The organism is Nitrincola salilacus (assembly GCF_046271865.1).
Lineage (GTDB): Bacteria > Pseudomonadota > Gammaproteobacteria > Pseudomonadales > Balneatricaceae > Nitrincola > Nitrincola salilacus.
Window position 1 is genome coordinate 3,537,985 of sequence record NZ_CP176580.1, and the last position, 13,948, is coordinate 3,551,932.

The following is a 13,948-nucleotide window of genomic DNA, read 5'->3' on the forward strand; positions in this document are numbered from 1 at the left end:
GTCAGCGCAGTACAACGTCAAAGTGTTCAGGGTTGTACATGCTCTCCACCTGAAAACGAATGGTTTTGGATATAAAGGCCTCAAGCTCAGCCACGTGGCTGGACGCATCATCCAGCATATAGTCCACCACCAGTTCGGCTGCCAGCACCAGATAGCTGTCGGCTTCATAAGCACGATGCTGGCGCAGAATTTCACGAAAAATTTCATAGGCAACAGTCTCAGGAGTTTTGATCGAACCACGCCCCTGGCACATGGGACAAGGCTCGCACAACACCTGTTCCAGGCTTTCTCGAGTTCGTTTACGCGTCATCTCGACCAATCCCAGATCAGACACCGAAGTCACCTTGCACTTGGCATGGTCCTTCTCCACCATCCTTTCCAGCGTACGCTGTACCTGACGCTGGTGGTCAGGATCTTCCATATCGATAAAGTCGATAATGATGATACCACCCAGATTACGCAGCCGAAGCTGGCGTCCAATCGCCGTGGCTGCCTCCAGATTGGTCTTGAAAATAGTCTCTTCCAGATTGCGATGGCCAACAAAGGCTCCCGTATTCACATCCACGGTTGTCATCGCTTCGGTCTGATCAAAAATCAGATGCCCGCCGGACTTCAGCTCGACCTTGCGCCCCAATGCACGCTGCATCTCCTCCTCAACACTGAACATATCAAACAGCGGACGCTCACCGGGATAGTATTCCAGTTTTTCGCGTATTTCAGGCACCAGAGAGTTCGCAAAATCAATCGCACGCTGATAAGTTTCCTTTGAGTCTATACGTATCCGTTCAACACCGCTGTGCGCCATATCTCTGAGGGCACGCATATGCAGAGGAAGATCTTCATAGACAATGGCCGGCGCTTTCAGTCTGCCGATACGCTCATCAATCTTGACCCAAAGCCGGCGCAGAAAATCCAGATCGGCTTTCAGCTCCCCCTCACTGATCCCTTCCGCCACAGTACGTAGAATGAAGCCGTTTCCATCGACAGATTCCTGCCCCTCTGCATTTACAAGCGACTCGAGTGCCGTTCGCAGACGTTCGCGCTCAGCCGGATCATCAATGCGCTGGGATATACCGATATGCGAGTTACCCGGCATCAATACCAGGTATCGCGACGGTACCGAAATATGGGTGGTTAATCTGGCACCCTTGGTACCGATGGGGTCTTTAGTCACCTGCACCAGAAGCGTATCACCTTCGCGCAACAACTGTGCAATCGAGACACCAGTACGCGAGGCTGCAGGCAGGTTCTGATCCATCACCTCATCCACCGGAATAAAGGCGGCGCGCTCCAATCCGATATCCACAAAGGCCGCCTGCATACCCGGCAGCACGCGCACGATCTTTCCCTTGTAGATGTTGCCGACTATACCGCGTCGACTGACCCGCTCAACATAAACCTCCTGCGGCATGCCATTTTCTATCACTGCCACGCGTGTTTCCATCGGCGTGAAGTTGATCAGAATCTCATCTGCCATTGTGTCTTCCTTACTGCCTGTCGGGCAGATTAATGCGTGGTATCAACTGTCGCCCAGACCGGCACGTCAAATTCAGCCAACATGCGTGCGGTTTCCATCAGAGGCAACCCGACCACCGCAGAGTAACTTCCTGATATAGATGCGACAAAAACTGCGCCCAACCCTTGAATACCATAGGCACCCGCCTTGTCACAAGGCTCTGAGCTCTGCCAGTAAAGACGGCACTGCGCTTGGGTCAGGGTCACAAAGGTGACATCTGTCGTGACCACCTGACTGAGCAGACGATCACCATCACACACAGCCACAGCCGTCATTACCTGATGGACCCTGCCAGATAACTGCATCAGCATTGATACAGCATCCTGCTCATCGACAGGTTTGCCCAACACCTGCCCATCGATCACGACACTGGTGTCAGACCCCAGCGCAGGCCGACCACAACCCGCCAGTTTGAATCCTGCTCTGGCTTTTTCTCTGGCCAGACGTTCAACATACTGCATGGCAGTCTCATCCGGCAACTTGTCTTCGCAGATATCCACGGCCAGCTTACGGTGTTTAACACCTATCTGTGTCAGAAGTTCACTGCGACGGGGAGACGCTGATGCCAGAATCAGTTGAGGCTCGGTCTTACTGTTCATAATAGATTACTCTATTCGGAAGGTACGCCTGATGCCATGCAGCATGACATAGATCCAGGGCCAGATCAGCGCACTGATGACGGAGGGCAGCAGAAACATCAGCCCGGCAACTGCCGTACCGGTAATTCCCTGCATCCAGTAGAACAGCAGCTGGTTGATACCCACCAGCACCAGCACCATCATCGACTGCTGCCAGAGAGGGAACATACGCAGCCGCTTATAGAGCAGCAGCACCAGAAAAGCGATAATTGTCAGCGAAAGCGCATTCAACCCAAGTACACTGCCTCGCACAAGATCCAGCAAAATGCCGATGGCAAACGCACTGGCCAGACCCACACGATGCGGCACGACCATCACCCAGTAGATCAATACCAGAGCGACCCATTCAGGACGTGACCAGACCAGAAAATCAGGCAGAGGTATCTGCGTCAGTATCAGACCCAGCAGGAAAGTGCCAAAGATGATGAAGCCACCACCCTGGCGCGCATCATTCATCGCTGTCCTCCGGCATCGGTACTGCCGGACGGGGTTCGTGATAATCCACCAGCAGTAGATGACGGCTTCTATCCAGACGCGCAGAGGGGCTGGCTTTAACCAGCGAGAATGGGCGACCCGGATCACGAAGCACCTCGGTCACCACTGCGACAGGATATCCCGGCGGAAAACGCCCACCCAGACCTGATGTCAGCAGCAGATCTCCTTCACGGATATCCGCGGTGTCGGGTACATGTGCAATCTCCAGCTCACCTGGCACACCACGGCCAATCGCGATGGTACGGAAGTTGTTACGCAGCACCTCAACAGGTATCGCTGTTCGGGCATCCGTAATCAACATCACGCGACTGGTATAGTGTGCCGTTGACAGCACCTGCCCCATGACCCCTCCAGCATCCAGCACCGGTTGGCCCTCGAATACGCCATCCTCTGTACCACGGCTCAGGATGATCTCATGCAGGAAGGGATCCGGATTGATACCGATCAGTTCGGCCATCGTGACATCTGCTTCAATGCGCTGGCGAGCATTGAGCAGATCGCGTAACTGTTCGTTTTCACGCTCAAGACTCGCCATGAGCTGAACCTTGCGCTCCAGATCCAATGATTCGGTGCGAAGACGCTCATTATCACGCACCAGAGTCGCCCTATCGACCACGACATCCGAAAGATTATCAGCCGCGCGTGCCGGAAGATCGACCATCCACTGCAAAGGGGTAATCAACAGAGACAGGTAAACCCGCCCCTCTCTCATCTTGGGCCAGTTAAGATCGGCCACAATGAGGAAAAGAGCGAGTATCAACAAAGCGATAAACAGCGGTCGTGGATTGCCTCGTCTGAAAATAGGGTTAATAAAGCACCTCCACCCTGTTCAGAACAAGGCGCTTATCAAATATCACCACCCTCATGGACAGCCCTGTTTATTCGTGCGTCAACAGCTCGAAGGCATGCTTATCAAGCATTTCGAGTGCTTTACCGCCGCCCCGCGCAACACAGGTCAGAGGATCTTCCGCCATGATAACAGGCAGACCGGTCTCTTCGCTGATCAGTCGATCAATGTTACGCAACAGCGCACCACCACCTGTCAGGACGATACCATGCTCGGCGATATCTGACGCCAGCTCCGGTGGGCAGCCCTCAAGCGCACTTTTGACCGCCTGAACAATCGCAGACAGAGGCTCCTGCAGCGCTTCAAGGATCTCGTTGCTGTTCAGCGTAAAGCTGCGTGGAATCCCCTCGGCCAGATTGCGGCCACGAACATCGATCTCAAGCACTTCATTGGTCGGATAAGCCGTTCCGACCTCCTGCTTGATGCGCTCGGCCGTTGCATCACCGATCAGACTGCCGTAGTTACGACGCACATAGGTAACAATCGACTCATCAAAACGATCGCCCCCAATACGGACAGACTCCGCATAAACGATACCATTCAGGGAGATCACTGCAATTTCAGTCGTGCCTCCGCCGATGTCGACTACCATGGAGCCGTTCGCTTCATCAACCGGCAAGCCTGCACCGATCGCAGCCGCCATGGGCTCTTCGATCAGGTAGACTTCACGCGCACCGGCACCGATGGCTGACTCACGAATGGCACGGCGTTCAACCTGAGTGGATTTGCAGGGTACGCACACCAGCACACGCGGGCTCGGTGTCATGAAACTGTTGCCATGAACCTTGCTGATAAAATACTGCAGCATTTTTTCGGTGACATGAAAATCAGCAATGACGCCGTCCTTAAGCGGACGAATGGCAGTGATATTACCGGGAGTACGGCCCAGCATGCGCTTTGCCTCTGTGCCGACAGCAGCAACCGATTTCTGATTGCCGGTGGTACGAATAGCCACAACAGATGGCTCATTCAGCACTATATCGCGATCGCGGACATAAATGAGGGTGTTAGCGGTCCCCAGATCGATGGAGAGATCGCTTGAAAAAATTCCTCGGATTTTCTTGAACATGAAAGTGGATACCCTGAGATTAGCCCTAATTTGGCCGATAATCCTGAAAGCCACTAACTCTAACAATGGCGGGGATTTTGAGCAAGGAGCAAATGTGTTAACTTACACATCTTTGACAGAATAGATGGTTGAACCGTGTATTTCGTCATGACTTTTTTTGGATTAAACAGAATATTAGTTATTTTAGTGAGTAACCGACTTATGTCACTGGATCGATCCGACGTAGAACGCATTGCCCATCTGGCTCGCCTGCAGATCAATGACCAGGATATCCCGGCGTATGCCGAGAACCTCAGCAGTATTCTGCACCTTTTTGACCAGATGCAGTCCATCGACACGACCGGTGTCGAGCCTCTGGCACACCCGCTTGACGCCGTACAGCGCCTGCGCGCCGATGTGGTGACCGAATCGAACCAGCGCGAACTGCTGCAGAGCAATGCACCTGTAACAGAAAAGGGTCTGTTTCTGGTTCCCAAAGTCATCGAATGATCATCGCCACCCAATTCTGCAAGGAAACTCCAGACAATGTTTGATCTGACACTGGCCGAACTGGCCAAAGGTCTGCAAAAACGTGAATTCAGCAGTGTTGAGCTGACGCAAGCCTACCTGAGCCGCATTCACGACAAAGACAGCCTGTACAACAGCTACATCACCGTGTGTGATCAACAGGCCCTGAAACAGGCCGCCGCCGCTGATGCGCGCATAGAACAGGGAGATGCAGGTCTGTTTACCGGCCTGCCGATCGCTCACAAGGATCTGTTCTGCACCAAAGGCATTAAAACCAGCTGTGGATCCAGAATTCTGGACAATTTCATATCGCCTTATGATGCCACACTGGTAAGCCGATTCAATGAAGCCGGCGCCGTCACACTGGGCAAGACCAACATGGACGAGTTCGCGATGGGCTCCTCCACCGAAAACAGCTACTTCGGGCCATCACGCAACCCCTGGGATACTGAACGTGTCCCCGGCGGCTCCTCCGGTGGCTCCGCTGTCGCCGTGTCTGCACGCCTGGCACCTGCGACTACCGGTTCCGACACCGGCGGCTCAATTCGCCAGCCTGCAGCACTGTGTGGCATCACCGGCATCAAACCGACTTATGGCCGAGTGTCTCGTTATGGCATGGTCGCCTATGCTTCATCCTTTGATCAGGCCGGCCCCATGACCCGCACGGCAGAAGATGCCGCCATGATGCTTCAGGTGATGGCTGGTGCCGATCCGCTCGATTCCACCTGTGCAGATCAGCCAGTGCCCGACTACCTGGCTGGCTTGAACACACCTCTGGATGGGCTGAAGATCGGTCTGCCGAAGGAGTTCTTTGCCGACGAACTGGATCCGGCCATTGCCGAGCAGGTCCAGAATGCAATCCGCGAATATGAAAAGCTGGGCGCCAGCGTGCAGGAGATCAGCCTGCCCAATACCCGCCTGTCTATTCCGGCCTACTACATTCTTGCCCCGGCAGAAGCCTCCACAAACCTGTCGCGCTTTGACGGTGTGCGCTATGGCTATCGCTGCGCAGATCCAAAAGATCTGGAAGACCTCTACAAACGCAGTCGCGGTGAAGGCTTCGGCAGCGAAGTTCAGCGTCGCATCCTCGTCGGCACCTATGCCCTGTCAGAAGGCTACTACGACGCCTACTATCGCAAGGCGCAGCAGATCCGCCGCCTGATACAGCAGGATTATATCAACGCCCTGCAGCAGGTGGATGTGATCATGGGCCCGACCACACCACACCCGGCCTTCCGGATCGGCGAGAAAAGCAATGATCCCGTTTCGATGTATATGGAAGATATCTTCACGCTGTCGTTGAACCTGGCAGGGCTACCCGGCATGTCGATCCCCTGCGGACAAACAGCAGGCCTGCCCGTCGGACTGCAGATCATCGGCAACTACTTTGCCGAAGCGAAACTGCTCAACGTCGCGCACCAGTTCCAACTGGCAACCGACTGGCATAAACAGACACCGGCAGGCATTTGAGAGGATAGCGTAAATGGAATGGGAAACCGTCATCGGGCTTGAGATTCACGCTCAGCTCGCCACCAACACCAAGATTTTTTCAGGTGCCAGCACCGCCTTCGGAGCAGAACCCAACACCCAGGCCTGCGCCGTTGATCTGGCTCTGCCCGGCACTCTGCCTGTGTTCAATGAAAACGCCCTGCGTATGGCGGTGATGTTCGGTCTTGCCGTAAACGCCGAGATAGCAAAACGATCCGTTTTTGAACGCAAGAACTACTTCTATCCGGATCTGCCCAAAGGCTATCAGACCACCCAGTTGGCTGAGCCGATTGTCGGGCCGGGGTATATCGATATCGAACTGGACGATGGCACCACCCGTCGCGTGCGCATCCATCACGCTCATCTGGAAGAGGATGCCGGTAAATCACTGCATGAGGATTTTTTTGACGAGATGGGCCACGGCATGACCGGGATTGATCTCAACCGTGCCGGCACCCCCCTGGTCGAGATCGTTTCAGAACCGGATATGCGTACGGCCAAAGAAGCAGCCGCCTATGCCAGAAAGATCCACGCCATTATCACCACGCTGGGAATCTGCGACGGCAACATGGCCGAAGGCTCCATGCGCTGTGACTGTAACGTCTCGATCCGCCCCAAAGGCCAGGAAGCACTCGGCACACGCACCGAGCTGAAGAACATCAACTCCTTCCGCTTTATCGAGCGCGCCATTGAAACAGAAGTGGCCCGTCAGATAGACCTGATTGAAGATGGTGGGCGCGTGATTCAGGAAACCCGCCTGTATGATCCCGATCGCAACGAAACCCGCAGTATGCGCAGCAAGGAGGAAGCCAATGACTATCGCTACTTCCCCTGCCCCGACCTGCTGCCGGTGATCATTGATGAGGCCTATATCGAGCAGATCCGCTCAGGACTACCTGAACTGCCGGATGCCCGCAAAGCGCGCTTTGTCAGCGAGTTCGGCCTGTCAGAATATGATGCAGCTGTACTGTCTGCCTACCATGCGCAGGCCAACTACTTCGAGCAGGTAACACGGGTTGCAGGAGATGCGAAACAGGCTGCCAACTGGGTCATGGGTGAACTGGCGAAGAACCTGAACCAGAAGGATCTGGATATCAAGGAAAGCCCGGTCAGTGCCGACCAACTCGGCGGCCTGATTGCCCGCATCAAGGATGACACCATCACCGGCAAGATTGCCAAGCAGGTGTTCGAGATCATGTGGGCCGAGGGTGGCAGTGCCGATGAGATTATCGAAAGCAAAGGATTGAAGCAGGTAACCGATACCGGCGCGATTGAAGCGATAGTTGATCAGGTGATTACCGAGTGCACCACGCAGGTTGATCAATACAAGACAGCTGAGCCGGACAAGCGCGGCAAGATGCTCGGCTTCTTTATGGGTCAGATCATGAAGGCATCCCAGGGCAAGGCGAACCCGGGCCAGGTACAGGGATTGCTGAAACAGAAACTGGACGCCCTCTGCGACTGAGCTCTCCATTTTCAACATCCATGATTGCGACAGATGATCACCTCAGATGCTCACCTCAGATGATCAACATCCAGGCCGGGACGGTTTTTTAACCTACCGGCCTTTTTTAACGCCTCTACCCCATAAAAACAAACAAAACCCAAAACCACCCAAGTGACAGATACAACTTTATCGCAAAAAAATCCACACATGAAAAAAAGACACTTGCATTCTAGTGAATACGAATTATTATTAGTTACTATCTTGTTAGTATCTTTCACACGAGGTCTACGTCATGTACATCTGTATCTGCAACGCCGTTACCGACAAAGCTATCAGAGCTGCTGTTGCTGAAGGTGCGCGCTCGATTCGTGATCTGAATCGTGAGCTGGATGTTGGCAGTCAGTGTGGAAAATGTACCTGCGTGGCACGCGCCATATTACGCGCAGAGCAGGAGCAGCTGGCAGATCAGTTGGCTTATGCGATTTAGAAAATACTATCTGAAATAAAAAAGCCAGTGCAGGCTTCAATACCGCACTGGCTCTATCTTCTAATGCGGTAATCCCACCGACATCAGCATCACTCAACTCGGCCCCAGGCTGAGTAGCTTCAAACAGGCAGATCAGCCAAGGAGTCCAGCACGCGATCAGGCCGACTCAACGCTATTGGCTCACCGTGATTATAACCGTAGCTGACACAGATGACTGGGCAGCCCGCTGCACGCGCAGCCTGCACATCATGCATTGAATCGCCGACGAACAAGGACCGCGCAGCAGGCACCTGCTGCTTGTCCAGCACCCAGTTAAGCTGTGCAGGATCAGGTTTTTTCTGGCTGAGACTATCACCCGATACTACCTGACAGAAAAAGCCCGCTATCTGCAATGATTGCAGCAGAGGCTCCGTAAAAGCATGGGGCTTGTTGGTCACGATTGCCATGGGTACTTGCGCCTTGTGCAAGGCCTCAAGCAGGATCATCACACCCGGATAAAGCCGACTGCTGCGTCCATTACACTGCGCATAGGCTGCCAGAAACAGCTCATAGGCGATCGGGAACAGATCTTCATCCGCGGGGCTTTCTGCATGAGTATCAGCAGGAACAAGCTGCCCCGCTAATGCGCGTCTGACCAGCATCTGCGCCCCGTTACCCACCCAGGCACGCACCTGATCTTCACCGGCAGCGTCTCTATCCAGTGCCAACAGCATCTGATCAACGGCGCGCGCCAGGTCGGGCACACTGTCGACAAGCGTGCCGTCCAGATCAAACATGACCAGCTCGGGCAGCTCGCCATCGAACAGTGCCCGCATCAGCCGGACACCTTCGCCAGTTCAGCACGCATCTGTAAAATGGTCGTTTCATAATCCGCGGTATTGAAAATGGCAGAGCCTGCGACAAAGGTATCGGCACCAGCACGTGCGATCTCGGCGATGTTGCCTATCCCTACACCTCCATCGATCTCGAGCCGGATCGGCAGGCCGCTGGCATCAATACGCTGCCGGACCAGTCGCAGCTTATCCAGCGTCGATGGGATGAACTTCTGACCACCAAATCCCGGGTTCACCGACATCAGCAGGATCATGTCCAACTTGTCCATGACGTGATCCAGGTAATGCAAGGGAGTTGCTGGATTAAACACCAGCCCGGCCTTGCAGCCACCATCACGGATCATCTGCAAAGAGCGATCTATATGCTCCGACGCTTCCGGGTGAAAAGTGATCCAGCTGGCACCGGCTTCGATGAAGTCGCCAATCAACCGATCAACCGGCTTCACCATCAAATGCACATCGATCGGCGCCTTGATGCCATGGTTGCGCAACGCCTTGCAGACCATCGGCCCGATGGTGAGGTTGGGCACATAGTGGTTATCCATCACGTCGAAGTGCACTACGTCTGCACCAGATGCCAGCACCTGTGTCACCTCTTCACCCAGTCGGGCAAAGTCAGCAGAAAGAATGGAGGGGGCAATCAGAAAATCAGACATGGCTATCCCGGTCGTCAGTTGTCGAAATTTGCGCTATTGTAACGCAGCAGAACAGAGGCTGCAGCCTCTTAATCGTTGAACAAGAGACTATGTACATAATCAACACACAACCAGCCGTGACAGTGAAACAGTGACCCGTTTAATGACCAAACAGCTACTTGCCATCTATCTGATACTGGGACTTTTCACCCCCCTGCATGCCCAGGAGAATGCCCTCGAACCAGAGGCGGCACCGGCAGCAGCATCCGGGACAGCGCTGGAGTCGCCAGAGTCACCGGCGCCCATTACCGAGCGCTTTGCAGCACCCCAGATGACCAGAGCAGAGCGCCTGGCTCAGGCACTCCCTGCAGACACTGAGCTGCAGACCTTTGAAAGCGACAGCGAAACCTATTATGCGTTGATCCAGCTTGCCAACGTTGCCGAAAGTCATGGCAACGTCCTGATCCTGCCCGACATTGTCAGCGGTGATGTCTGGGTGGAGCAGAGTGCTCATATGCGCCGTTATCTGGCCGACCATGGCTGGACGACTCTGGTGATGGAGATGCCTTTACCCGCGCCAATTGCTCACCCACAGCGTACTCTGCCTATCAAAGTCGACCCACCTGTTGTCAGTGAATCAGAAACACCCCCGCCGACACCTGAAGCCAGCCCTGCAACGCCCCCAGTGAGCACGACAGAGAGCACGACAGAGCCTGATGCTGAGCCCGAGCTGATATTAGCACCCTATACAGAGCGCATCTCACAGAGAATTCGCAACGGTCTGGAGGAGCTACGCCTCAGAGACAGCAGCCTTGAGGAAAGGTGGGTCATTATCGCCATCGGTAGCAGCGCCGGTTGGGCGGCCGATTATATTCAGCAAATGCCAGAGCTGGACAGGCCAGTACTGCTGATGATTGATCCAAGACCGGCGCTGAGTGCCGAGCAGCCCGATCTGCTTGCCAACATCTCAACACTGAACAGTCTGGTCATCGATCTGTATCACACGCCATTACCCGGAAAGCCCACCATCATCCCGGATGCGCGCCAGCGGCGACAGATGGCGCAACGCAGTGCTCACCCGGATTATCATCAGGCACGGATTTCCGGCACATTCAGAGGCTGGAACACTCCCTGGTTGAGCCGCCAGATACGCGGAAAACTGAAGCGGCACCTACTTGAAGAGAACGAGTCTGACGATCCATCACTGAATGAAACCGCACCAACCGAGCAGCGTCCACCGGGCCGTAACCCGGTCAGTTTCGATCTCTAGCGCATACCCCTGGCTTCTCGTATACGCTCATACGCAGCTTGAATCTCCTGCACTTTTTCGGTAGCCAGCAACATCATCTCCTCAGGCAAGCCACGCGCCACCAGCTTGTCGGGATGGTGCTGGCTCATCAGCTTACGCCAGGCTTTCTTGACTTCGTCATCCGTTGCTTCCGGTGATACACCGATGACACCATAAGCGTCCTGCAGCAACATCCCCTGGTTACCGGGTGTTGCCCGGCCATGAGCATCATAACTGTGTTGCTGGAAGGCTTGCGCAGCACGGATACGCTGCACCACCGCTTCCATCTCTTGCGGGTTGAATCGAAGATGCCTGCAGATCTCCTCAATCACTCGCAGCTCTGGCTCGGATATTTCACCATCAGCCATCGCAATGGCCAGCTGCATCTCAATGAACATCAATTTGACGGCAGGACGGCGGCGTAACATGATCGCCAGTGGTTGCAACACGACACCAAGATCAAACTCACTATCCTTGCCCTCATTAAAATGAGCGATAGCGCGTTTCTTGGTTTCATCATTCAGGTTCATGCGCGCCATCACCTCACGCGCCAGCTCAATTTCACTCTCGGATACGCGGCCGTCAGCCTTGGCAATCTTACCCATGGCGCTGAAGGTGGCTTTGAAGAAAAGCTGCTGAGGTGACAGATCCTTAGCCTTGCGGATTGTCTTTTCCAGCAGATAGCCGATAAACCCGCCAAACAGCAAGCCAAAAATACCCCCGGAAACCAAGCCGATCATCCCGCCGATCACCAGCCCTGTTCTGTAGCGCAGAAAACCCTCTGCCAGACGTTTTCCCTGCCCTTGTGCTTTGTTATTCATGCCCACTGTGCTCAGTTAATAGTTGATTCAGTTCAGCCAGCCGCGCAGGGGTTCCCACATCCGACCAGACACCTCGGTGCCAATGACCACTGACCCGCCCCTGCTCTATCGCCTTGCGCAGCAACGGCGCCAGCGGAAAAGACTCCACCGACACCTGCAAAGGAAAGAGACTTCGATGCAGCAGGCTGATACCGGCATATGTCAGAGCTCGCCCTTCAGCTCCGCTCAACTGCCCATCATCCTGCAATAGAAAATCACCCTGGGGATGCCATTCCGGGTTATCCACCATCACCAGATGAGCCAGGCATGACTCAGGTAACGGCGCCGACAAAAGATCACGCAGCGAAAGATCCGAATAAACATCGCCATTGATCACCAGCAACCGCTCATCGTCGCGCAGAGCCAGCAATGGCAGAGCGCGCAGGATTCCACCACCTGTTTCGAGCGGTTCACCTTCCGCCGAGTACTGGATCTGCAGCCCCCAGCGCTCCCCGGAACCCAATGCCGCCTCAATTTTGTGGCCCAGCCAGGCATGGTTGATCACCACCTGTTGCACGCCCGCTGCAGCAAGATTCTCCAGATGATATTCAATCAACGCCTTACCACCTGCTGTCAGCAGTGGCTTGGGGGTTTCCAGTGTCAGCGGGCGCATACGCGTTCCCAGACCCGCCGCCAGAATCATCGCTTTCATCTGTGCCACCAGTGTGACAGCGACTGTGAGCGATAGTGCTCATTGGCTTCCAATGCCGGGATCACCACCTGACCCAGCCAGAGATGGAAGTCGGAAAACGCCGGATAGCGACCGGATGCCCGATAGAGATAGCTCAGTGTGCGCGGTATATCACCCAGATACCCCGCTTTGCCGTCCCTTAACCAGAGTCGGGAAAAGATACCCAACACTTTGAGCTGTCGCTGCATTCCCATCAAGTCAAACTGCTGCAGAAACAGCTCAGGCTCAGCAACCTTCTGCTGTTTTTCCAGCATGCCACGATACTCTTCGACCCAACCTGCCACTCGCTGATCCGGCCAGTCGATATAGGCATCACGCAGCAACGAGACCAGGTCGTAGGTCACCGCACCTTTGACGGCATCCTGAAAATCCAGTACTCCTACTCCAGCACTACCAGTTCCAGTACTACCAGTTCCAGTACTACCAGTTCCAGTACTACCAGCTCCAGCACTATCAGCTCCAACACAACCAGCTCCACCATCATCCAACATCATCAGATTGCGCGCATGGAAGTCCCTGTGTACACAGACCTGAGGCTGCGACAAAGCTGAATCCACCAGAGCACCCTCGACCTCATCCAGCATCCGCCAGGTATTGGTATCCGGGCTCAAACCCAGCAGTTTTTGAGTAAACCAATCTCGAAACAGTCCCATCTCCCGCTTTAACAGCACCTCGTCATAAGGCGGCAGGGATTCGGTCGACTGCTGCTGTATCGTCACCAGCGTTTCCAGTGCTGCCGCATACAGCGTATCCGCGCTGCTATCATCCAGCCTGCTCAACAGCAGTGTGTTGCCAAAATCTTCCAGCAGCAGAAAACCAAGTGACAGATCATGGCTGATAATACGCGGCACTCTTACACCTGCCTGATACCAATCACTCGCCACTGCAACAAATGGATGGCTATCCTCCAACTCCGGCGGAGCATCCATCGCTATCCAATTCACACCATCGCCCTGCAGCCTGAAATAGCGGCGAAAGCTCGCATCGCCCGACACAGCCTCCAGCCGGATTTCACCCGAGACCGGCAGCTCCAACCTATTAACTTCACTTTTTACCCAGTCATTCAGGGCTGCGAGCCTACTTCCCATTCCCTATCCTCTAGCACTTGGCGTATTGAATGCTTTATCATGCAACGCTCGTATAGTAC

At 54.6% G+C, this 13,948-nt stretch carries 15 protein-coding genes; 5 read left to right on the forward strand and 10 right to left on the reverse strand.

All coding sequences use genetic code 11. The features are described from left to right. Window position 1: 1 nt before the first annotated feature. The 5 genes from rng to ACK3CJ_RS16390 all read right to left on the reverse strand — a co-directional run bounded on the left by rng (window position 2) and on the right by ACK3CJ_RS16390 (window position 4,565). Entirely contained in the window at window positions 2–1,477 is a 1,476-nt protein-coding gene (rng, locus tag ACK3CJ_RS16370) for a ribonuclease G (RefSeq protein ID WP_409523281.1), read from the reverse strand. A gap of 29 nt (window positions 1,478–1,506) precedes the next feature. Then, window positions 1,507–2,115: a Maf family protein gene (locus tag ACK3CJ_RS16375; RefSeq protein ID WP_409523282.1), complete on the reverse strand. Its 609-nt coding sequence runs from the start codon at window positions 2,113–2,115 to the stop codon at window positions 1,507–1,509. Between the two features lie 6 nt (window positions 2,116–2,121). Continuing rightward, window positions 2,122–2,610: a rod shape-determining protein MreD gene (gene mreD / locus ACK3CJ_RS16380; RefSeq protein ID WP_409523283.1), complete on the reverse strand. Its 489-nt coding sequence runs from the start codon at window positions 2,608–2,610 to the stop codon at window positions 2,122–2,124. Then, the gene (mreC, locus tag ACK3CJ_RS16385) at window positions 2,603–3,412 is read right to left on the reverse strand and encodes a rod shape-determining protein MreC (RefSeq protein WP_409523285.1); all 810 of its coding nucleotides are present in this window, start codon (window positions 3,410–3,412) and stop codon (window positions 2,603–2,605) included. Before mreC ends, mreD begins: the two co-directional genes overlap by 8 nt. A gap of 115 nt (window positions 3,413–3,527) precedes the next feature. Next, window positions 3,528–4,565: a rod shape-determining protein gene (locus ACK3CJ_RS16390; protein WP_151702950.1), complete on the reverse strand. Its 1,038-nt coding sequence runs from the start codon at window positions 4,563–4,565 to the stop codon at window positions 3,528–3,530. Window positions 4,566–4,766: 201 nt separating this feature from the next. Between ACK3CJ_RS16390 and gatC the strand changes: the two genes are divergently transcribed. From gatC to ACK3CJ_RS16410, 4 genes are all read left to right on the forward strand, one after another. Continuing rightward, the gene (gene gatC, locus ACK3CJ_RS16395) at window positions 4,767–5,054 is read left to right on the forward strand and encodes an Asp-tRNA(Asn)/Glu-tRNA(Gln) amidotransferase subunit GatC (protein WP_409523286.1); all 288 of its coding nucleotides are present in this window, start codon (window positions 4,767–4,769) and stop codon (window positions 5,052–5,054) included. A 36-nt stretch (window positions 5,055–5,090) separates the two neighbouring features. Beyond that, on the forward strand, window positions 5,091–6,542 hold the full coding sequence (gene gatA / locus ACK3CJ_RS16400) for an Asp-tRNA(Asn)/Glu-tRNA(Gln) amidotransferase subunit GatA (protein WP_409523287.1): 1,452 nt from the start codon (window positions 5,091–5,093) through the stop codon (window positions 6,540–6,542). 13 nt (window positions 6,543–6,555) lie between these two features. Continuing rightward, the gene (gatB, locus tag ACK3CJ_RS16405) at window positions 6,556–8,025 is read left to right on the forward strand and encodes an Asp-tRNA(Asn)/Glu-tRNA(Gln) amidotransferase subunit GatB (protein ID WP_409523288.1); all 1,470 of its coding nucleotides are present in this window, start codon (window positions 6,556–6,558) and stop codon (window positions 8,023–8,025) included. Window positions 8,026–8,299: 274 nt separating this feature from the next. Next, window positions 8,300–8,494, forward strand: coding sequence for a bacterioferritin-associated ferredoxin (locus tag ACK3CJ_RS16410; RefSeq protein WP_409523289.1), 195 nt, complete (start codon window positions 8,300–8,302; stop codon window positions 8,492–8,494). A 119-nt stretch (window positions 8,495–8,613) separates the two neighbouring features. On the opposite strand, the gene ACK3CJ_RS16415 is transcribed toward ACK3CJ_RS16410, so the two are convergent. Both ACK3CJ_RS16415 and rpe read right to left on the reverse strand, forming a co-directional pair. After that, entirely contained in the window at window positions 8,614–9,309 is a 696-nt protein-coding gene (locus tag ACK3CJ_RS16415; RefSeq protein ID WP_409523290.1) for a phosphoglycolate phosphatase, read from the reverse strand. Continuing rightward, the gene (gene rpe, locus ACK3CJ_RS16420; protein WP_409523291.1) at window positions 9,309–9,983 is read right to left on the reverse strand and encodes a ribulose-phosphate 3-epimerase; all 675 of its coding nucleotides are present in this window, start codon (window positions 9,981–9,983) and stop codon (window positions 9,309–9,311) included. The genes ACK3CJ_RS16415 and rpe overlap by 1 nt, the downstream gene beginning before the upstream one ends. 142 nt (window positions 9,984–10,125) lie before the next feature. On the opposite strand from rpe, the gene ACK3CJ_RS16425 reads away from it, so the two are divergent. Then, entirely contained in the window at window positions 10,126–11,232 is a 1,107-nt protein-coding gene (locus tag ACK3CJ_RS16425; RefSeq protein ID WP_409523292.1) for a DUF3530 family protein, read from the forward strand. Here the strand turns inward: ACK3CJ_RS16425 and djlA are convergent. From djlA to ACK3CJ_RS16440, 3 genes are read right to left on the reverse strand one after another with little or no spacing between them, the layout of a single operon-like run. Beyond that, window positions 11,229–12,071, reverse strand: a complete 843-nt coding sequence (gene djlA / locus ACK3CJ_RS16430) for a co-chaperone DjlA (RefSeq protein WP_409523293.1) — start codon at window positions 12,069–12,071, stop codon at window positions 11,229–11,231. The two genes, ACK3CJ_RS16425 and djlA, sit on opposite strands and share 4 nt — an antisense overlap. Continuing rightward, complete coding sequence (gene murU, locus ACK3CJ_RS16435; RefSeq protein ID WP_409523294.1) at window positions 12,064–12,762, reverse strand: N-acetylmuramate alpha-1-phosphate uridylyltransferase MurU; 699 nt, start codon at window positions 12,760–12,762, stop codon at window positions 12,064–12,066. The genes djlA and murU overlap by 8 nt, the downstream gene beginning before the upstream one ends. Next, complete coding sequence (locus ACK3CJ_RS16440; RefSeq protein WP_409523295.1) at window positions 12,759–13,889, reverse strand: aminoglycoside phosphotransferase family protein; 1,131 nt, start codon at window positions 13,887–13,889, stop codon at window positions 12,759–12,761. Before ACK3CJ_RS16440 ends, murU begins: the two co-directional genes overlap by 4 nt. Window positions 13,890–13,948 lie beyond the last annotated feature (59 nt).